A 20,281-nucleotide genomic window follows, 5' to 3' on the forward strand; every position below is an offset into this window, starting at 1 on the left:
CACAACTACTTACCAAATTGCCGTTCACATGGTCGACCATCATGATCCCCATCCATTTGTGTATTGGGGCAATTTTTAATAAAAAATACCGCCTCATCATAAGATGTCATTTGGCTGCAATGGGTACGACCATCGCATTGATAAGGTGATTTTTCCGTTGATGCTGTTGTCGATACAGCTATGTTGCTTTGTACGGATTCTGCTTCATTCTGTTTTTGCACTGAATGATGATGACTGTTTAAAGCATTTTGGGATTTTTCACTAAACTTTACCGGTTTAACATAACCAATCTCTTTGCGCTGTTGCTCAACGATTTGCTTCTGCTGTTGCTCTAACAGTGCAAATTTAGCATGTTGTTCTTCCTGATAGGTTTGGTATTGATTCCATGTCGCAAAACTAAAATAAACGAAGCCAAAAACAATCACCAAAATCACCACAGACATAAAACCGAATTTCTGCCCTTCATTTTTGCCTCGTCTTAAAATATTTTTTTGCTTATCAATATTGATCTTTTTATTTTTTAAGTCATTACTCATCGCAACATCTAAACGAATCATTTGATGTGCTTTCAATGTTCCATGTGCATTGATGATTACATATTTTATGGTTTCCCCTTTTTTCGGCTGACCACCTTCTTTTGGAAAATCAGCGATGTAAAATATTACAGATTGCGCTGAATTATGATCCAATAAAAGTCCGTAACCTTTATCATGATGATATTCAATGATTTGCCCCAAATAAAACATATAACTTCTCTTGTAAAATAAGTATGAATCGCAAAATATATTCAACTCGTTTCAGATGTTTAGTGTGAATATGCCTTTCGTTTCTGCTGTTTAATCTTGTCCTTTTGTTCTTGTTGATATTGTTGAAGTCTCATTTCAGCCTCAACTTTGTACTGCTTATAACGATCCATTGCATACATCACAGAACTTACCGCAATGAATATAACCACCGCGACGATCACCACCCAAGGGTTCAACGTCTTGCGCTTTTCAGATCGAATTTTCTTGACAGCTTGTTTGCGTTTGGAATATAAAAATTTAACTTTCAACTTTTGAATTAAACGTTGAAATGCAGTTAAATCCATATGCTTTTCAAGTAACTGCCGATCAATTTGGCTGTTAAAATATAAATCATCCCCTTTAAAATTTTGACTATCTTCTATCACCTCTAAGGACCCAAGCAACACTGCGCTCTGATTGCCCTCAGCGATTTCAATATTTCGACCCACTCCCCCCACATCAACAACAGTATTAGCATCACTTTCTTCAATGGGTTTAATGTTATCAACTGTATGAGTTTGGTCTTGCAATTCAGTATTCTGGATAACTTTAGTGGAAAGGTCAACTTGTGTTTGCGCTACAGGTTCAATCTCTTTGGCTTGATTTAAATCTCCGTCCGATTCTTCAAGCACTGGGTCATTGATTGTTGTTTGAATGGACTCCACAAAGGTGTCTTGTTGTTGTGCAACCAAGTCAATATCTGGAATAGCATCAGGTAAAATACCTTGGTCGGTGTGAATTTTCGTTTGAGGGTTCTGTAAGCCTTCATCAGCCAATCCCCTTCTCTTTTTCAGCGCTTTGCGAACATTTCTAATATGCTCATAGGCATTTTCTGAATAAAGATGTGGAACGGAGGGCTTGTTTTGATCATTCACATAATTTTTATGATCTAAACGTACGATAAATTTGGCGAATAAACCACCATCTTGCTCTAAAACGACACATTTAATCCGCTCACCAATTTGAGGAAGAAGCAACTGATTTGAAAAATCTTCTAATTTAAAAACAACTTGTTGATGATCATTTAATTCAATTAGACCTTGCCCTAAATCATTATCGAAAAAGGTAACAGTCCCTTTTCTGAACATTTTTTATTCTCTTATCATTAAAAAGGAGGCCCCCTATAGCCTCCTTCGATGATACTAAATTTTAATCTTTTTGCACACTACCAAAAATTTTATCTCCAGCATCACCTAAACCTGGCACGATATAACCTTGTTCATTTAAACCTTGATCAATTGAAGCGGTGAAAATCGTCACATCAGGGTGTGCGGCTTCAACACGTTTAATTCCTTCAGGTGCAGCAACCAAAACCATAACACGGATATCTTTACAGCCACTTGCTTTTAACACGTCAATCGCAGCAACCAAAGATGAACCAGTCGCCAACATTGGGTCAATAATCATGGCTAAACGATTTTGTACATCTGGAACCAATTTTTTATAATAAGTACGTGCTTCCAAAGTTTCTTCATCACGTTCTAAACCGAGGACTGAAACTTTAGCACTTGGGATAAGATTTAAAAAACCTTCTAACATGCCAATACCAGCACGTAAAATTGGCACTACAGTGATTTTTTTACCCGCAATTCTGTCTACTGTAACTTTACCATTCCAGCCATCAATCTCATGATCACACACAGGTAAATCTTTGGTTGCTTCATAAGTTAAAAGCATGGTTACTTCTTGAGCAAGTTCACGGAAATTCTTAGTACTAATGTCAGCACGGCGTAATAAACCTAATTTATGACGAATAAGTGGATGACGAATTTCTTGAATAGACACGGGAGGACACCTAAAAGGATAAAAGTAAATTTCCATTATTATAAATGTTTTTTATATCAGAGATAAGAAAAGCCCTCAATGAATGAGGGCTTTTTTTGTTAATAGCAGGATTTTATTGCGATTAGTGTTGTTGGCTCATCAAGAAATGTAAAGGAGATAAAATTTCTGATTTCAACGCCAAGTTGATGATTGGATCTGGATAAACACCAATGATCAATACCAAAGCAGCAGCGCCGAGCACCATCAAACCACCCACTTTTTGTCCCCAATGATCAACCGCATCAATACGAGGATTATCTGGTGGAGTCATATACATCACGATCATCACACGTAAATAGTAATACAAACCAATACCACTACCCACCACAACCATAGCAGCCAAGAACCAATGTTCTGTGGTTACAGCAGCAATCACCACCATAAACTTACCGATGAAACCAGCGGTCAATGGAATCCCTGCAAGAGAAAGCATCATCACTGTTAAGGTCGCAGTCAGAACTGGACGACGCCAGAATAAACCACGGTAATCCGCAAGCGACTCAGCTTCATCAACATTGTTATATGGGCTCGACATTAACGCGACAGCACCAAAAGCACCAATCGTAGTTAAGGTATAAGTCACCACGTAGACACTTACACTGCCTAAACTTGCATAACCTAAACTAATCAAAGCAATCAATAAATAACCGAAATGGGCGATCGATGAATAACCCAAAATTCGTTTTAAGTTGACTTGACGTAATGCAAGGAAGTTCCCGACTAAAATCGAAAGTACAGCGATCACAGTTAATACAGTCACGATAGACGGTACAAGAATGAAACCTGAACTTAAAATAAAGCGGACTAATAAACCAATGGTTGCAACTTTAGCAACAGTTGCAAGATAGGTCGCGATTGGCGCAGGTGCACCTTGATAAACATCTGGTGTCCATTTATGAAATGGCGCCAACGATAATTTAAACGCAATTGCAATCACGATTAATCCTGAACCCAACAAAATCATTGGTTGAGCAAGGAAACCTTTTAACTGTTCAATAAAGTCAGCCAAAGACGCAATTTGTTGCACTTGTGCTAACTGATTTCCATACAAACCTGGGAAGTCAGTAAATGACAATGTACCGGTATAAGCATAAACGTATGCCATACCCATCAACAAGATTGCTGAAGCGGTTGCAGAAAGTACCAAATACTTTACGCCTGCTTCTAGCGATTTTCCACGCTGATGCGTATATGCCAATAAGCCATACACAGGAATTGACAAAAGCTCTAAGCTAATAAAGAACGACGCATAATGAGAACTTGCCACCATTAACATTGCCCCTGTTACAGAGATCAACATCAAGATATAAAGTTCTTCACGATTATCTTTATAGGTTTCAATATAAGCGTGAGATAACGTACAGCATGCGAGTGCAGCAACTACTGCAATAAATTGATAAAACAATGTAAATGGATCAACCACAAACATGTTCATCACATTTGATGGTGCAAATGAACCACCAAACATCATGAATAAAATATCAATTGCAGCAAGGTTTAAACCCACCACCGATGCAGTCGCAATCAAATTATGATTACGCTTGATCGAGGTTAGGATCATCACCACAACAGCGGTTAAAGCAACAATAAAAACTGGTGCTAAAGGCATGAGACCCGAAAATGACATAGTGAAGTTCATGACTATTGGATCTCCACATTTTGTTGAGATACGACTTGTTGTGCCGCATCAACAACTTCTTGAACTGGAATATAGCTATTTGATAACCACGCCATACTTGAGTGAGAAATATCAAGGAAGCTTTGTGGATACACACCTAACCATAATAAGCCAAATGCACAGATCAATAGAATTACTGTTTCACGTACATTCAAGTCTTTTAATGGACTTTCATAATGCTTTTTCTGTTCTTCATTTGGCGTACCAAATAAAGCTTTGTGGATCAGAATCAAACCATAAAGACCAGCAAAGACCAAGCTAATCGCCGCAATGATGGTAAATGTTGGGAACTTAGCAAATGAACCCATCAAGATCAGGAATTCACCAATAAAGTTACCTAGACCTGGAATACCCACAAGCGCAGAGACAAAGAACATCAAGAAGAATGGTAAATACTGGAATTGACCACGAATACCACCCATCAAACGTAAGTCACGGGTATGTAAGCGCTCATACACTTGACCACACATAATGAACAATGCAGCAGATGACAAGCCATGTGCCAACATCATGATCATTAAGCCTTGGAACGTCAGAATATTACCGGCATAAAGTGCAAGTAATACGAAACCCATATGCGAAATAGAAGTATAAGCAAGCAGGCGTTTCATATCTGTTTGCTGGAAAGCACACCAAGCGCCGTAGAAAATACCAATCAAACCTAAAATAATCGCAATATCGGCAAATTGTGCAGATGCTGCTGGGAAGAATGGCAATACAAAGCGCAGTAAACCGTACGCAGCAGTTTTAATCAAGATACCCGCTAAGTCTACAGAACCTGCTGTAGGTGCTTGCGCATGGGCATCTGGTAACCAACCGTGTAATGGGAATACTGGAAGCTTGACCGCAAAACCAATAAAGAAACAGATCATCAATGCATAGGCAATATGTGGTGCCTGAGCATCTAAAGTGTTTGCAACAGCAAGTAAATAGTTATAGTCGAAGCTAATCGTACCTGACATCTGAGAACCGTAGACCACTAAGCCTAAGATCCCGATGAGCATGATCAAGCCAGCGACTTGGGTATAGATAAAGAACTTGGTTGCAGCATAAACACGTGATTTACCGTCTGCGCCTTTATGACCCCAAAGAGCGATCAAGAAGTAGATAGGGACTAGCATCATCTCCCAGAAGAAGAAGAACAAGAACATATCAATTGCAAGGAAAACCCCGATTACCCCACCCAAAGACCATAATAGGTTTAAGTGGAAGAAGCCGACATTCTTTTGAATTTCACCCCATGAACAGCCAACTGCAAGTACACCCAGTAATGCAGTCAAGCCCACCATCAGCAATGAAAGACCATCTACAGCCAAATGAATGTTAATACCAAGTGTTTTAATCCAAGGTAAATAAAATTCTGCTGCCCAAGTTGGAGTCTTCGCCCCCAACTCATAGCTAAAGCCACCTTGTTTCCACAAAATCAGTGTTAAGCCCAATGTAACGAGCATACCGACTAATGCGATATAACGTGGCAAATGTTTATCAAGTTTATCGACCAACCAACACGCGAAACCTGCAATAAAAGGTACAAGAATCAGTGCGGGTAAAATCCAATTGTTTGTGATTTCCATCTTATTTCCCCACTACCTGAATCACGATCAAGATCATCAGCAATACCACTACACCGAGTGACATACTTGATGCATATTCACGTAATGAACCTGTTTGACGGGTACTTGTAAATTTATTCCCACTATTTACGATCGCAGGTAATACCAGCCATAAACCATCAATTGGGTCACGACCTAAAATTTTCGCAATGAGTAAATAAGGTTGAACAAATACAAGGTTGTATAAAGAATCGAAACCAAATGCATTACGGCAGATATTTGCAAGTCCAGCACCAAATGAAGTGGCTGCAAAACCTTGCACCGCTTTATAAGCGAAAGCAAATAACACCACGCCTACAGCTAAACCGACCAATGCGATACCGACTGCAAGGTGTTCTGCACCATGCATTCCTTCTTCAATCGCTTGAGAAACTTCAAATGCAGGGATATGTGCTGCATTTAAAATGTTCATCACTGGCGCTTTTAAGAAGTAAGCCAAACCTGTTGAAAGAACAGCCAAGATACCTAAAGGCGCCCAATACGTTGCACCTTTGATTTCGTGATAATGTGTTTTTTCTTCACCGAAGAATACAACCCAAATTAAACGGAATGTATAAATCGAAGTTAAGAATGCACCCGCAACACCAACCCAATACAATGAGTTATACAATGCGACAGATTGACCTTGCGCCCAAACAGCACCCAAGATTGCATCTTTTGAGAAGAAGCCGATCGTGATAAATGGAATTGCAGCAAGTGCACCACCACCAATCGCGAAGCAAGCAAATAAGAATTTGTTTTTGTAGAACAAGCCACCCATTTTAAAGATGTTTTGTTCATGATGGTAAGCCAAGATCACCGCACCAGAAGACAAGAACAATAATGCCTTAAAGAATGCATGTGCAAGCATATGGAACAGACCTGCTTGATACGCTTCTGCACCCACAGCCATAAACATATAACCGAGCTGACTCATGGTAGAGTAAGCCAGAATACGTTTGATATCTGTTTGAACCAAAGCTGCAAAGCCAGCAACCAACAATGTTACAGCACCCGTAATCGAAATGAACTGCATCACTTCTGGTGTCATTTCAAACACAGAGAACATACGGCAACATAAGTAGATACCCGCGGTAACCATTGTTGCAGCATGGATCAATGCAGATACTGGTGTCGGACCAGCCATTGCATCTGCCAACCATGTTTGTAATGGGATTTGCGCAGATTTACCTGCTGCACCCAAGAACAACATCAATGACGTGATCAATGCCAAGTTATGATCAAGTGCGAGAACTTGTGAAGCATTGGCAACAATCGTGCCGATGTGTAAAGTACCAAATTGTTGGTAAAGCAAGAACAATGCGATCAGTAAGAATACATCACCAACACGCGTTACTGTAAATGCTTTAATTGCCGCAAAACCATTTGCAGGGTTTTGGTAGTAATAACCAATCAACAGGTAAGAACACAGACCTACGCCTTCCCAACCTAAGAATAACAACGCTAAGTTGTCACCCAATACAAGCACCAACATGCTTGCAACGAATAAGTTGAAGTATGAGAAGAAACGTGCGAAGTCTTCTTCACCACGCATGTACCAAGTTGCAAAGATGTGAATCAGGAAACCTACACCTGTCACCATGCCCATCATTAACAATGACAAGCCGTCAAGATGCAAACTTACACCCGGTGCAAAACCGCCTACATTGAACCAAGTCCATAAATGCTGTGCTTGCGCAACTGAACCCTGCTTAACAAAGTCCATGCCTGCAATCAATGCAAATAAAGCAGAAAGGCCAACAGAACCCGCACCAATAATTGCTGCTACATTTTCAGGAAGTTTATTACGTCCTGCCGCTAAAAGCACAAAGCCAATCAGCGGAAATAAAATCGTTAAATATAAATAACTCATCCGCGCATCTCACTAGCAGCATCTACATCCAGATGATGGAAGCGATGATAGAACTGGAGGACGATCGCTAGACCGATACAAGCCTCTGCCGCAGCAAGTGTGAGGATCAAAATAAACATAATTTGACCATCAGGTTGTGCCCATGCACTTCCTGCCACAACGAATGCCAATGCTGCTGCATTCATCATGATCTCAAGGCTCATTAACATAAATAATAGGTTGCGTCGCACCATTACACCGTAAAAACCCAGTGCAAAAAGGATAGTTGCGACGATCAAACCATGTTCTAAAGGAATGTTGCCCATTACTGTTTATCCTCTGCTGCACTCGGTTCACGTTTGCCTAAGTGGAATGCTGCAACCAATGCTGCAAGCAATAACATTGCGGCAACTTCAACCAATAATAAATAGTGGGTAAAGAGTGCTTGACCAATTGCTTTAGGTCCAATCACTTGAGTTCCAAGTACTGCACCATGTTGGGTATAGTCTGAACCTAATACCCAAACCAAACATAAGCCCACTAAGAAGCTCATGAGTGCTGGATAAGCCCAAGCATCTGAAGTCAACCATTTACGTTCTTGATCAACTGTATGTTGACCAAGGTTGAGCATCATGACCACGAATACGAACAACACCATGATCGCACCCGCATAAACAATCACTTCAAGCGCAGCTGCAAATGGTGCACCAATGATCAAGAAGATCCCTGCAACAGCAAGTAGAGAAACGATCAAACTTAATAAAGCATGTACTGGATTGGTGTTGGTCACAACACGAATCGTCGAAACAATGGCCACGAGAGCCATTAAATAAAATGGCCACATCATGGTAATAAGCTCCGTACATCTACAGGCGCACTTTCACGTTGCGCTTGACCTTTTTCTTTACCATCAATTGCCATACCACTTACACGGTAGAAATTGTAGTCTGGGTATTTACCTGGTCCTGAAATGAGTAAGTTTTCTTTCTCATAAACAAGATCCTGACGGACATATTCGCCTAACTCAAAATCTGGTGTTAACTGAATGGCAGTTGTTGGACATGCTTCTTCACACATACCGCAGAAAATGCAGCGTGAGAAGTTAATGCGGAAAAATTCTGGATACCAACGTCCATCATCTTTTTCAGCTTTCTGCAATGAAATACAACCAACAGGACATGCAACCGCACATAAGTTACACGCAACACAACGTTCTTCACCGTCTGGGTCACGTGTTAATACGATACGACCACGGTAGCGTGGAGGTACGATTTGTTCGGCTGGCACTTCTGGATATAAAATCGTATCGCGTTTGCGTGTGACATGGCTAAACACCATCCACAACGAACGAACAATTGATCCTACGCCAGCTAGAATTTTATACATTTTGTACTCCCTGCTGTCCTAGGCCTGATTCATCAGAATCACAGCACCAGTCACCAAAAGGTTGACCAATGCAAGTGGTAAACACACTTTCCAACCAAAATTCATAACTTGGTCATAACGTGGACGCATTAAAGAACCACGTGCCAAGACAAACATCATTACAAAGAATGCTGTTTTCGCAATGAACCAGAATGCATCTGGAATGAATGGAATATTTAAATTAAATGGTGCTAACCAACCGCCAAAGAATAAAGTCACGATCAGTGCAGAAATTAGAATGATGTTGACGTATTCAGCAACGAAGAACATCCCCCATTTCATACCACCATATTCGACATGGTAACCTTCTGCCAATTCTTGTTCAGCTTCAGGTTGGTCAAATGGATGACGATGCGTTACTGCAACACCCGCAACCACGAAGATCATGAAACCAATGAATTGCGGAATCACAAACCATACATCACGTTGTGCTTCTACGATGTCACGCAAGTTAAATGAACCTGCAATTGCCACCACACCCATCAATGAAATCCCTAAAAAGACTTCATAAGAAATGGTTTGTGCTGCTGAACGTAGACCACCCAATAACGCATATTTGTTGTTAGATGCCCAACCACCAAATAACACCGCATATACTGCAATACCTGCCATTGCCATAAAGAACAATAGACCGATACTCATGTCTGAAACACCTAAGTAAGGTGAAACAGGAATAACCATGAATGACAGTACTGCAGTCGCCATTGCCACTGCTGGTGCTAAACGGAAGGTTAACTTATCTACAAACTTTGGTGTCCAGTCTTCTTTGAACATGATTTTCAGCATGTCGGCAACGATCTGGAACATCCCGCCAGGACCAACACGGTTTGGTCCATAACGGTCTTGCCATAAGCCCAGCAAACGACGTTCAATAAATGACATCAAAGCGGCCAGTAAAACCACAACCAACAAAATTACGATGGCTTGAATCACTGAATAAGCGATTGGCCAGTCTTGTGCCCATGTCGGTAGTGCGCGTAAAGATTCATTCATGATTACACTCCTACCGTTACAGATACAGGTTCAGCAAGTGAAACTGTTGGTGCTTGGCCGACTGGATAACCGATATAACCTGTTGGTAAATATTCAATCACATGCACAGGAAGACTAATCGTCGTTTCGCCTGCTTTCACTGTCAGTTGTTGACCATCTTGAACATTTAAACGTGCTGCATCTTGCTCGCCCACTGCAAAAGTCGCTTCTGGAATACGCGATTCCATCACCGGCGTTTTAATCGTAAATTCACCTGAAGCGAAAATATGATGCATTGGAACCAAACGGAAACTCTCTGGATTTGCCACAACCGCAGTTGGCGCCACATAGCTACGTGCAGGACGTTTTACTAAGCGATCAAACAAACGAACGCCTGAATCACCACCTTTAAGGTGACCACCCACTTCATCTTGGTATTTGTTCCAAGCTTGTGGTGAGTTCCAACCCGGTGCCCATGCAAATGGAACCAATGACGATGCATTTTGCGGTCCAACATAACCTTCCATAGAGAATGTTAATGCGGAATCGACATCGACAGGTTGTTTCGGCTCATGTACGTTTAATGGTGCACGCATTGCAGTACGACCTGAGTAACGACGCGGTTCACGGGCAATTTTCAAGCCATGAACACGGTAGCCCGCATCAGGTGCAACATCTTGAATCGCTTCAAGAACTGGAACATTTTTGACCACAGACTCAATTACGTCATCCAACAATGTCCACGAGATCGCTTTACCTTTCACACCCGTTTCAATGGCATGTAACCAGCGCCAAGATTCTTTGATGGCATATTCTGGTTTGTAATAGCTTGGGTCATAAACTTGATAGAAGCGTTGCGCACGACCTTCTTGGCTGACCACTGTTCCATCGCCTTCTGCAAAGCTTGCAGCAGACAAGACAACATCAGCTGCTTTTACGGTTTCAGTTTCAGAATGATCAAGCACTATCACGCTTTGCGCTTTGTCTAGAGCAGCCTGAACTTGTACAGCAGGTAAACGGCGGAACAAATCATTTTCAACAATAATGATTGACTCATAATCTTGAGCAAATGCTTGTTCTAAGCTTAAACCACCAAACAAAGCCATACCCATTGAGTTCACTTCTGGAACTGTCAATGTTAAGCCTGCATTTCCACCTAGGTTTTGTGCAACTTGTGCAGCAGCTTCCATGATGGCAGCATCTTGTAAGCTAGTACCCGAGATGATTAATGGTTTTTTCGCAGCTTTTAACGTATCCGCAATGGTTTGTGCAAATGCTTTAGCATCATCATCTAAACCAAGAATCGCATCACCGTTTACACCCGCAGCAATCGCAAAACCTAAACGTGCAATATCGTTTGGAGAAGCAACAACTTCACCCTCAGCAATATCAGCTAAACGTGTTTGTGTTGCAGCCAAGATATAGATTGGAGAATTTGCATCCTGACCAATACGTTTTACAGGTTCAGCTAACCAATCTTGGGTACGGCGGTCTGCGGCCATTTGTTTGGCTTTGTTTTTCGCAGCTTGGCGAACAGACAATGCCATACGTGGTGCAGTTTGCGTTAAATCTTCACCCAAGATCAAGACTGCATCATAGCTTTCGATTTCACGCATACTTGGGTTATAAACACCCTCAGCTTGCATAATCGATGCAGCAAGTTCAACCAAGTTCTGTTCTTTTTGAGAAAGACCTGTTGAATAATTTTCTTGGCCAACCAACTCACGCAACGCATAGTTTGATTCTAATGATGCACGTGGAGAACCAATACCCAAGACTTTTTTGCCTTGAACATTTTCAATCACTGAGTCCAGTGCCACATCAACAGAAACAGTTTTAACTTCTGTTGCAGCACGGAATTGTGGCTGACGTGGACGATCTTCACGGTTCACATAACCCGTACCAAAACGACCTTTATCGCAAAGGAAATATTGGTTAACGTCACCATTGAAACGGTTTTCTACACGACGTAATTCGCCATAACGCTCACCCGGAGAGATGTTACAACCTGAAGAACAGCCTTGGCATACGCTAGGCGCATACTGCATGTCCCACTTACGGTTATAACGTGCCGAATGGGTTTTATCGGTAAATACACCTGTTGGGCACACTTCAGTCAAGTTACCAGAGAACTCAGACTCTAAAGTGCCTGATTCTGGACGACCGAAGTAGACACGTGATGCATTGGCATAAACACCAAAGTCTGTACCACCGGCATAATCGTTGTAGTAACGAACACAACGGTAACATGCGATACAACGGTTCATCTCATGTGCAATGAAAGAACCCAACTCTTGGTTGTGATGCGTACGTTTGGTAAAACGATAACGACGACGATCATGTTGCGTCATTACCGTCATATCTTGTAAATGACAGTGACCACCCTCTTCACAGACTGGACAGTCGTGTGGGTGATTGGTCATTAAGAATTCCACAATCGATTCACGGAAATCTTTTGCTTCTTTGTCTTCAATCGAAATAAAGGTATTGTCAGATGCAGGAGTCATACATGACATTACTAAGCGACCACGAGTATCTTCTGGATTCGCATATTGAGTAACAGCACATTGACGGCAAGAACCGACAGAACCTAAAGCTGGATGCCAACAAAAATATGGGATGTCGATGCCAAGACTCAAACATGCTTGTAGCAAGTTTTCCGAGCCATTGACTTCATACGATTTTCCATCGACATGAATTGTAGCCATAGTCGAATTCCTTAAACTTGTTCTACGTGGCTGGCTTGGGCTACAGGACGATCTGTCACTTTAGCTTCAAACTCGCTACGGAAATATTTGAGTGCACCCATCAATGGTTCCATCGCACCTGGTGCGTGAGCACAGAATGTTTTACCAATCCACAACTTGCGAGTCAGTTCTTGAAGATGTTGAATGTCTTCCATCTTCCCTTCACCTTTCTCAATTGCGACAAGTGCTTTGACCGCCCAAGGTAAACCATCACGGCATGGCGTACAGAATCCACATGATTCACGTGCAAAGAATTCTTCTAAGTTACGCGTTGCAGAAACCATACACTGGGTTTCATCAACGACCATTAACAAACATGTACCTAGACGAGAACCTGCTTTCATAATGCTTTCTGAATCCATTGGAAGATCAATGTGTTCAGCAGCCAAGAAGTCAGTCGATGCCCCACCCGGTAACCATGCTTTCAGTTTAAGACCATCGCGCATACCGCCAGCATAGTCTTCAATCACTTCACGTGCAGTCGTACCAAACGGTAATTCCCAAAGACCAGGGAAAGTCACTTTACCTGATGCACCATAAATTTTAGTGCCTGGATCTTTAGATTTACCCGCAGACAAACCGATATACCACTCAGGCCCACGCAACATAATTGCTGGTAAGTTGTTATAGGTTTCTACGTTGTTTACGATGGTCGGACGGCCCCATGCACCTGCAACTTGCGGGAATGGAGGCTTAGTACGTGGGTTTGCACGACGACCTTCGAGTGAGTTAATCAATGCAGTTTCTTCACCACAGATATAACGCCCCGCGCCGGTATGCACATGCAGGTCAAAATTCCAACCTGTATCTAAGATGTTGTCACCCAAATAACCTTTAGCACGCACTTGTTCTAAAGCTTCATTTAAGTATTGTGCAGCTTCAATGTATTCACCGCGAATGAAGATATAACCCTGAGTCGCTTCGAGGGTATAACCTGCAATCAACATCCCTTCGATCAATTGATGTGGAAGTTTTTCCATCAACAAACGGTCTTTGAATGTTCCCGGTTCCATTTCATCGGCATTACAGATTAGGTAACGAGGACCACCATCATTGGGTGCCATCAATGACCATTTAATCCCTGCTGGGAAACCTGCACCACCACGACCTTTTACAGTCGCTGCTTTGATGACTTCAAGAACATCTTTAGGTGGCATAGAAAGCGCTTTTTTAAAGCCTGCATAGCCTTCTAAAGCTTCATAGTCATCAGCACTACGAACAAATTCCTGCTTACTCAAACGCCATGTTAATGGGTGAGTTTCAGGGTTTCCTTCGCCATAAATTGGTCTTGGTTCGGTATTCATACATACTTCTCCAATAACTGTTTCACAGAAGTCACTTCAACCAAACCGTGTGTATCTTCATCAATCATCAAGGTTGGACCTTTGTCACAGTTCCCTAAACAGCAGATCGGCAATAAAGTAAAACGACCATCAGCTGTCGTTTGACCAAATTGGATACCCAATTCACGTTGGAAAGCTTCTGCTAAAGTTTCCGCACCCATCAAGAAACATGCAATCGAATCACATAATAAAATTACGTGACGACCTACAGGCTGACGGTATATACGGTTATAGAATGTTGCAACACCTTCTAAATCCGCAGTTGTAATTGTCAATAATTGAGCAATTGCATGTAGCTGCGCGTCATCCACCCAACCATTACGGCGTTGTACACACTTTAAAGCATCCAAAGACGCTGCGCGTGGATATGGGTAGTGACCCATGTGATGTTCAATTTCATGGATTTCTTCACTAGTCAGAATCCCTTCAACATTCACACGTGGCTTTTTATCAGTCAAAATCATCATAATGCGTTTACCCCTTAGCGATCCACGTCAGCCATAACGACGTCAATTGTCGCTAAATAAATGATCAAGTCAGATACAAGACTGCCGTTAATCACGGAAGGAATTTGCTGCAAGTGGGTGAAAGTAGGCGTACGAATACGGGTACGGTAACTCATGGTTGACTTATCTGAAGTCAAGTAATAGTTAGACGCACCTTTCACCACTTCTGCCATTACAGAGGCTTCACCAGCTGGCATTACAGGACCCCATGACACGCTCAAGAAGTGCGTAATCAAAGTTTCAATATCTTGTAAAGTCTTATCTTTTGGTGGTGGAACTGCCAATGGATGATCCGCTTTATAAGGACCAGAAGGCATATTATCCAAACACTGTTTGACGATTTTTAACGACTCTTCGATTTCGCGATAGTGAACCATTACACGCGCGTAAGCATCGCCTTCATACTCTAACGGCACTTCAAAGTCGTAATTTTCATAACCACTGTATGGACGATATTTACGAACATCAAAATCAATACCTGTCGCGCGTAAACCTGTACCTGTTACACCCCAAGCCAATGCCGATTTAGCATCGTATTGCGCAACATTACGGGTACGACCCACAAATACTGAGTTTTTCAATGCAGCAGTATGATATTCCTTCAAACGTTTTGGCATCCATTCGAGAATTTCACGAATCAGTTTTTGCCAGTTGTTTGGAAGGTCATGTGCTGTCCCGCCGATACGGAACCATGCTGGGTGCATACGGAAACCTGTGATCGCTTCAATTGCGTCATAGATTTTTTGACGATCCGCAAACATATAGAATACTGGTGTCATACCACCAGCATCCTGAATCGCAGTACCGATATACAACAAGTGGTTATTGATACGGAATAATTCAGACATCATGACACGGATACATTGTGCACGATCAGGAACGGTAATCCCTGCAAGTTGTTCCACACCCATGACATAAGGCATGTTTTGCGCACAACCACCTAAGTAGTCAACACGGTCTGTATATGGAATAAATGAATGCCAAGTTTGACGTTCAGCCATCTTTTCCACACCACGGTGGTGATAGCCAATATCAGGCACACAATCTTTCACTTCTTCGCCATCAAGCTGCAAAATTACACGGAATGCACCATGCGCAGATGGGTGGTTAGGCCCTAAGTTCAAGAACATAAAGTCTTCATCGGCGTTACCGCGTGTTAGACCCCAATCTTCTGGAACAAAACGAAGATGTTCTTGTTCGAAATCTTGTTTAGCCTTGTCTTGCATGTACGGTGTATATTCAGTCGCACGTGCAGAATATTCTTTACGTAGTGGATGACCTTCCCAATAGGTTGGTAACAAGATACGACGAAGCATTGGATGCCCTTCGAAATTGATCCCAAACATATCGTAAGCTTCACGTTCGTACCAATTGGCATTTGGCCAAATATTGGTCGCTGTTGGAACGTTAATATCGTTCTCACTCAACGCCACTTTGATACGAATATCACTATTACGTTCTAATGAAAGTAAGTGATAGAACACTGTGAAATCAGATGCAGGTAAACCATCACGGTTGTTACGCAAACGTTCATCGACCGCAGATAAGTCAAACAGCATCACATAAGGACGTGGTACTGTACGCAAGTACATTAGAACTTCTTGTACACGTGCGCGCTCAACCCAGACCGTCGGAAAATCTTCAAACGTCGGTTGCACGTAAAAGTTCTCGCCAAATTTGGCTTTGAGATCTTCTACAATTGCAAATGCTGGGCGGGAATCAACTGGAGTCGATTCTGGCATAGCAATTTCAGTTTCAGCCATTGGCTTGGCTTCCTATTTAATACAAATTCTGTCAAATTCCCTGATGACCATATCCATCAGATATGTCAAATACTCATCAGAAAAAATTACTCAATTTCATCCATAGAGCGTAAGTTTTTCACTGCAATACGTTCAGCGTTCTTACGGTCGCGTTCTGGCATCATCTTTGGCTTATACACTGGCTGAAGATCATCACCGATTACCGCAGAGAGCGGACGACGTTCTAATTGAATTTGGTCTTGCAATAACATCAAGGCTTGAATCAATGCTTCTGGACGTGGTGGGCAACCTGGAACGTACACGTCAACAGGAATGATTTTATCCACACCTTGTACAACAGAATAGATGTCGTACATACCACCAGAGTTTGCACAAGCACCCATTGAAATCACCCATTTAGGCTCAAGCATTTGTTCATACAAACGTTGAATTACAGGTGCCATTTTAACAAAGCAAGTCCCTGCAACGATCATCAAATCTGCCTGACGTGGCGAAGCACGAATAACCTCGGCACCAAAGCGCGACAAGTCATGCACACCAGTTAACGTGGTTGCATATTCAACGTAGCAGCAAGATGTACCAAAGTTAAAAGGCCATATTGAGTTTTTACGGCCCCAGTTTACAGCTGTGTGTACCACATCCTCTAAGCGAGTCATGAACACATTTTTATTCACTTCTTCTTCAAGTGGATCTGTCACAATTTGACGATCTTGAAGCGGATATTGTTCAGCTTCTGGATTCGCACGGGTTAAAGTATATTTCATTCCCGAGTTACTCCTTGTTCAGAGACATGGTCGGTGTTTTATCTTTCACACGACCAGAAGATTGAGCTGGAATAGTTCCAGTAGGATCCATCACCAACTCTTCAATTGAATTGAAGCGAGTAATTTCTGCAAGGTCCATATTTGGTGAACCAATTTTAGGTTTAATCCCTGCGATTTTACGTTTATCTGAAGGTGACCAGTTCAATGCACCTGTGGATAATTCATAAATCAAACCAACGAGTAAAACTAAAATAAATACAGCTGCAGCTGAAAACCCAACCCAACCTACTTCACGTACAGATGTCGCCCATGCATATAAATAGAGGGCTTCCAAATCGAATACAACAAAGAAGATTGCAACAAGGTAGAACTTCGCAGACAAGCGGATACGTGCACCACCAGCACTAACCACACCTGATTCAAATTGCTCTTGCTTCGCACGTCCCCATGATTTACCCCCAAGGAGCAAAGGAACGGTGAGCATAAAGACACATAAAAATGTCACGCCGATCACGAAGGCAATGATTGCCCAATCGTATGGAGTAATGGCACTCATGCGGGGATAACTCCTGGCAGGCCTATTATTTAACAAAGAATGTATGTATTGGCCTTGCAAATACACCAAACACAAAATAAATCTGGTCAATTGTACCCGATTGATGTCATCTGTTGCTAGTTAATAGCTCTAAGTCTTTCGGATGATTTTTTAGACAAAAGCCATAATTTTTCCTGATTCACAGCGATACAGCGCTGACTTATCGTTTTATCAAATTTCTATCCCTATTCTTATTAGTTTTTCCGAAGTTTATTTTTTAATCATGAATTAAAAATGACAAATCAGTAGCTTAATCCGATTCAGTCCAAGTAAAAGCTTCGATTTATCCATGCTTTTCTGCGATTTAATTGGCTAATTTCCACAAATATAAGGATTTACCATCTAAAATATTTTGTTACATTCTATGTGATAAAATAGTCACATTAGATCAATCAAGTGATAAAAATTATCTTATTGTGATAATTTTTAAATATTACAAAGTTATTTATAATTTTTTATACTTTACTATTATCAAAACCAACTTATTTCAGTGAAATAACCCGCTTTAAACCATCCAGCGCCAAATGTTCAATGCCTACTTTTGACCTACCTTGTGCCCTCTTATTATTTTCTGATTTAAATTTTCGAAATAGTCAGCACTGTCAATGATGTCATTTTTCGCACATACCACAGCCAAGCTCGCCTAAACTAAAGCCGTTTGAAAGGTGAGTAACTTATCGCCACTTAAATTAGTAAATTGTATATTTAACACCCAATTGCAGTAAAAGGTGTTCATTGTCGCAAACTTAGACGAATTGTCTACAGAGCCTATACACATTGAACTACTTTTATGTATATGCTATTCAATATGAACAACTTTAAATCAATAATTTAGGGGTAAAACAAGATGGAATTCAGCAGCAAGCCAAACTATTTTTTATTTGCACAATTACTGATTCGTCATATTGAAAATTACGTCAAAAAACACGCTGATGCACAAAATGCAATTTTTGATCTAAGAGATGTTTATGAGCTTTTCCGCCAAGATCTTGCCGCAACCACGACAAATCTAGAAGGGATTTTAAATATCGCAGATGAATATCGTATTGATACTATTCAAGGTGACCAAAAAATCATTAGCAGTTATAAAATTGACGCTGAACAAAATAGCTTATTGATTGACTTTAATCATGATGCATTACAAGCATTACGAGACAGCAAGCCAATCATTGCGCCTGATGCAACGCTTCAACAATAAGATCTTGACTAAGCAACATTCAGACATAAAAAACCACCGAAATTTTCGGTGGTTTTTTTATTTGAAACCAAGCCTTCAGTCCACAATAGCATTCTTCTTATTCATCCAGTATCCACACTACACGAAGCCCAACAGGATCGCTGCCCCATGGTGTCGTGCTCGAAGCTGATTACTTGAACACAGTATCGCGTACTAGGTTGATGACATGGATCAGTTTACTGGCGGCAGTATCGACCAACACTGCCAATGGCCTTTGAAACCGAAGATGCAAAAATAAACCTTGATCATTCGAAGTGACTTCAAAATCTTCTAAAAAACTCAATTTTATACAAGATCAGTAATACCTGTGATAATTTCTGCAATTAAATCAATGCTGATGGTTAATACGATATCCCAAGATTCACAATCCTCCCCGATCAAAATATAAATCTCGCCATCATCACCTTTTTTCCAATAAACTGGGCTGTTGGCAGATTCTCCTGCCTTCATATAAGCAACAGAATCTGTTGTTATTTTTTTCAATTCTTCCACTTGGTCCATTGAAATATAAATATTAATTTCAATATATTGGTTGGCAATTTTTATTATAAATGCAGGATGCCCATTTCCATTAAATGCATGATCAATAGTAGTATCAAAATTAGCGTTCACCATTCAAATTCCCTTAATGAATATTATCATTATCAATATCAACATCAATGCTCAAGCTATTTAGTTTGGTCTGCGTAATTATGCTTAGAAAGGTCTGACAAAGAGTACGTTTTGATGTTCCGATAGATATCGTTATTTTTACATAACGCAAATATCATACAAATGTAGTAGTTTACCTGCATTTATTGGCGCACAAAAAACAGCATATAAATCTGATTCAGAATCATCAAACCATAATTGGACCTCAATTATATGTTTATTAACACGATCTCCTTTGAGAGAAAAAACCTCTGTATCCCCCAGTACATCGTCAGGGATTTGTGTCATTTTCACAAATCCACTTAAATGCGCAAATTCATTTACAGCAACTCTATATTCATTTGCCGTTGATGGATAGGCCAGTTTATTTTTCACCAATTCCTCATAGTCATCAGAAATCATAAGATTCAATATTTTTATCATTGATTCTTTATATATTGGAAATTCTCTTAGAAAAATATTTTCATTTGTCATTTTCTGATCCCAACTTTTCGCATTGCCGTGGATGGAGTAATTCCAATCTTCTAAAAATATAGATCAAAAGGCA

At 41.0% G+C, this 20,281-nt stretch carries 19 protein-coding genes; 1 reads left to right on the forward strand and 18 read right to left on the reverse strand.

The window, feature by feature from the left end:
- Window positions 1-5: 5 nt before the first annotated feature.
- From ACQ7EO_RS17305 to ACQ7EO_RS17380, 16 genes are all read right to left on the reverse strand, one after another.
- Window positions 6-746, reverse strand: coding sequence for an excalibur calcium-binding domain-containing protein (locus ACQ7EO_RS17305; protein ID WP_434278163.1), 741 nt, complete (start codon window positions 744-746; stop codon window positions 6-8).
- Window positions 747-805: 59 nt separating this feature from the next.
- A complete protein-coding gene (locus ACQ7EO_RS17310; protein ID WP_434278165.1) occupies window positions 806-1,873 on the reverse strand; it encodes a hypothetical protein in 1,068 nt (355 codons plus the stop codon).
- Between the two features lie 61 nt (window positions 1,874-1,934).
- Window positions 1,935-2,570, reverse strand: a complete 636-nt coding sequence (upp, locus tag ACQ7EO_RS17315) for a uracil phosphoribosyltransferase (protein ID WP_004722821.1) — start codon at window positions 2,568-2,570, stop codon at window positions 1,935-1,937.
- Window positions 2,571-2,691: 121 nt separating this feature from the next.
- Window positions 2,692-4,248: an NADH-quinone oxidoreductase subunit NuoN gene (gene nuoN, locus ACQ7EO_RS17320; protein WP_004819337.1), complete on the reverse strand. Its 1,557-nt coding sequence runs from the start codon at window positions 4,246-4,248 to the stop codon at window positions 2,692-2,694.
- Between the two features lie 2 nt (window positions 4,249-4,250).
- Window positions 4,251-5,855, reverse strand: coding sequence for an NADH-quinone oxidoreductase subunit M (gene nuoM, locus ACQ7EO_RS17325; protein ID WP_171066895.1), 1,605 nt, complete (start codon window positions 5,853-5,855; stop codon window positions 4,251-4,253).
- A 7-nt stretch (window positions 5,856-5,862) separates the two neighbouring features.
- Window positions 5,863-7,752: an NADH-quinone oxidoreductase subunit L gene (gene nuoL, locus ACQ7EO_RS17330; protein WP_004722828.1), complete on the reverse strand. Its 1,890-nt coding sequence runs from the start codon at window positions 7,750-7,752 to the stop codon at window positions 5,863-5,865.
- On the reverse strand, window positions 7,749-8,057 hold the full coding sequence (nuoK, locus tag ACQ7EO_RS17335; RefSeq protein ID WP_004722831.1) for an NADH-quinone oxidoreductase subunit NuoK: 309 nt from the start codon (window positions 8,055-8,057) through the stop codon (window positions 7,749-7,751). Before nuoK ends, nuoL begins: the two co-directional genes overlap by 4 nt.
- On the reverse strand, window positions 8,057-8,575 hold the full coding sequence (gene nuoJ, locus ACQ7EO_RS17340) for an NADH-quinone oxidoreductase subunit J (RefSeq protein WP_171066894.1): 519 nt from the start codon (window positions 8,573-8,575) through the stop codon (window positions 8,057-8,059). The genes nuoK and nuoJ overlap by 1 nt, the downstream gene beginning before the upstream one ends.
- Window positions 8,575-9,117 (reverse strand): NADH-quinone oxidoreductase subunit NuoI, encoded by a 543-nt coding sequence (gene nuoI / locus ACQ7EO_RS17345; protein ID WP_004722835.1) that lies wholly within the window; start codon window positions 9,115-9,117, stop codon window positions 8,575-8,577. Before nuoI ends, nuoJ begins: the two co-directional genes overlap by 1 nt.
- Window positions 9,118-9,135: 18 nt before the next feature.
- Complete coding sequence (nuoH, locus tag ACQ7EO_RS17350; RefSeq protein WP_004819331.1) at window positions 9,136-10,149, reverse strand: NADH-quinone oxidoreductase subunit NuoH; 1,014 nt, start codon at window positions 10,147-10,149, stop codon at window positions 9,136-9,138.
- Window positions 10,150-10,151: 2 nt separating this feature from the next.
- Window positions 10,152-12,836, reverse strand: a complete 2,685-nt coding sequence (gene nuoG, locus ACQ7EO_RS17355) for an NADH-quinone oxidoreductase subunit NuoG (protein ID WP_004819329.1) — start codon at window positions 12,834-12,836, stop codon at window positions 10,152-10,154.
- 11 nt (window positions 12,837-12,847) lie between these two features.
- Window positions 12,848-14,179 (reverse strand): NADH-quinone oxidoreductase subunit NuoF, encoded by a 1,332-nt coding sequence (gene nuoF, locus ACQ7EO_RS17360; protein ID WP_034611088.1) that lies wholly within the window; start codon window positions 14,177-14,179, stop codon window positions 12,848-12,850.
- Complete coding sequence (nuoE, locus tag ACQ7EO_RS17365; protein ID WP_004722839.1) at window positions 14,176-14,685, reverse strand: NADH-quinone oxidoreductase subunit NuoE; 510 nt, start codon at window positions 14,683-14,685, stop codon at window positions 14,176-14,178. The genes nuoF and nuoE overlap by 4 nt, the downstream gene beginning before the upstream one ends.
- 14 nt (window positions 14,686-14,699) lie before the next feature.
- Window positions 14,700-16,487 carry an NADH-quinone oxidoreductase subunit C/D gene (gene nuoC / locus ACQ7EO_RS17370; protein ID WP_004722840.1) on the reverse strand — a complete coding sequence of 596 codons (1,788 nt, stop codon included), beginning with the start codon at window positions 16,485-16,487 and terminating at the stop codon, window positions 14,700-14,702.
- Between the two features lie 86 nt (window positions 16,488-16,573).
- The gene (locus tag ACQ7EO_RS17375; RefSeq protein WP_004722842.1) at window positions 16,574-17,251 is read right to left on the reverse strand and encodes a NuoB/complex I 20 kDa subunit family protein; all 678 of its coding nucleotides are present in this window, start codon (window positions 17,249-17,251) and stop codon (window positions 16,574-16,576) included.
- A gap of 7 nt (window positions 17,252-17,258) precedes the next feature.
- Window positions 17,259-17,807 carry an NADH-quinone oxidoreductase subunit A gene (locus ACQ7EO_RS17380; protein WP_004722844.1) on the reverse strand — a complete coding sequence of 183 codons (549 nt, stop codon included), beginning with the start codon at window positions 17,805-17,807 and terminating at the stop codon, window positions 17,259-17,261.
- An 886-nt stretch (window positions 17,808-18,693) separates the two neighbouring features.
- On the opposite strand from ACQ7EO_RS17380, the gene ACQ7EO_RS17385 reads away from it, so the two are divergent.
- Entirely contained in the window at window positions 18,694-19,044 is a 351-nt protein-coding gene (locus ACQ7EO_RS17385; protein ID WP_004722847.1) for a hypothetical protein, read from the forward strand.
- A 324-nt stretch (window positions 19,045-19,368) separates the two neighbouring features.
- Here ACQ7EO_RS17385 and ACQ7EO_RS17390 read toward each other — a convergent pair whose 3' ends face one another.
- Together ACQ7EO_RS17390 and ACQ7EO_RS17395 are read right to left on the reverse strand one after the other, a co-directional pair.
- The gene (locus ACQ7EO_RS17390; RefSeq protein WP_434278169.1) at window positions 19,369-19,698 is read right to left on the reverse strand and encodes a hypothetical protein; all 330 of its coding nucleotides are present in this window, start codon (window positions 19,696-19,698) and stop codon (window positions 19,369-19,371) included.
- 135 nt (window positions 19,699-19,833) lie between these two features.
- Window positions 19,834-20,208 (reverse strand): DUF7668 domain-containing protein, encoded by a 375-nt coding sequence (locus tag ACQ7EO_RS17395; protein WP_434278170.1) that lies wholly within the window; start codon window positions 20,206-20,208, stop codon window positions 19,834-19,836.
- Window positions 20,209-20,281: the final 73 nt, after the last annotated feature.

Origin of the sequence: Acinetobacter sp. CE-15 (assembly GCF_051059255.1) — a bacterium.
Classification (GTDB): domain Bacteria; phylum Pseudomonadota; class Gammaproteobacteria; order Pseudomonadales; family Moraxellaceae; genus Acinetobacter; species Acinetobacter guillouiae.

Excerpts from the sequence above, each read along its gene's own strand:
- ACQ7EO_RS17305 (WP_434278163.1), bottom strand. The coding sequence starts at position 746 with ATGTTTTATTTGGGGCAAATCATTGAATATCATCATGATAAAGGTTAC.
- ACQ7EO_RS17310 (WP_434278165.1), bottom strand. The coding sequence starts at position 1,873 with ATGTTCAGAAAAGGGACTGTTACCTTTTTCGATAATGATTTAGGGCAA.
- nuoN (WP_004819337.1), bottom strand. The coding sequence starts at position 4,248 with ATGAACTTCACTATGTCATTTTCGGGTCTCATGCCTTTAGCACCAGTT.
- nuoL (WP_004722828.1), bottom strand. The coding sequence starts at position 7,752 with ATGAGTTATTTATATTTAACGATTTTATTTCCGCTGATTGGCTTTGTG.
- nuoK (WP_004722831.1), bottom strand. The coding sequence starts at position 8,057 with ATGGGCAACATTCCTTTAGAACATGGTTTGATCGTCGCAACTATCCTT.
- nuoJ (WP_171066894.1), bottom strand. The coding sequence starts at position 8,575 with ATGTGGCCATTTTATTTAATGGCTCTCGTGGCCATTGTTTCGACGATT.
- nuoI (WP_004722835.1), bottom strand. The coding sequence starts at position 9,117 with ATGTATAAAATTCTAGCTGGCGTAGGATCAATTGTTCGTTCGTTGTGG.
- nuoH (WP_004819331.1), bottom strand. The coding sequence starts at position 10,149 with ATGAATGAATCTTTACGCGCACTACCGACATGGGCACAAGACTGGCCA.
- nuoG (WP_004819329.1), bottom strand. The coding sequence starts at position 12,836 with ATGGCTACAATTCATGTCGATGGAAAATCGTATGAAGTCAATGGCTCG.
- nuoF (WP_034611088.1), bottom strand. The coding sequence starts at position 14,179 with ATGAATACCGAACCAAGACCAATTTATGGCGAAGGAAACCCTGAAACT.
- nuoE (WP_004722839.1), bottom strand. The coding sequence starts at position 14,685 with ATGATGATTTTGACTGATAAAAAGCCACGTGTGAATGTTGAAGGGATT.
- nuoC (WP_004722840.1), bottom strand. The coding sequence starts at position 16,487 with ATGGCTGAAACTGAAATTGCTATGCCAGAATCGACTCCAGTTGATTCC.
- ACQ7EO_RS17375 (WP_004722842.1), bottom strand. The coding sequence starts at position 17,251 with ATGAAATATACTTTAACCCGTGCGAATCCAGAAGCTGAACAATATCCG.
- ACQ7EO_RS17380 (WP_004722844.1), bottom strand. The coding sequence starts at position 17,807 with ATGAGTGCCATTACTCCATACGATTGGGCAATCATTGCCTTCGTGATC.
- ACQ7EO_RS17385 (WP_004722847.1), top strand. The coding sequence starts at position 18,694 with ATGGAATTCAGCAGCAAGCCAAACTATTTTTTATTTGCACAATTACTG.
- ACQ7EO_RS17390 (WP_434278169.1), bottom strand. The coding sequence starts at position 19,698 with ATGGTGAACGCTAATTTTGATACTACTATTGATCATGCATTTAATGGA.
- ACQ7EO_RS17395 (WP_434278170.1), bottom strand. The coding sequence starts at position 20,208 with ATGACAAATGAAAATATTTTTCTAAGAGAATTTCCAATATATAAAGAA.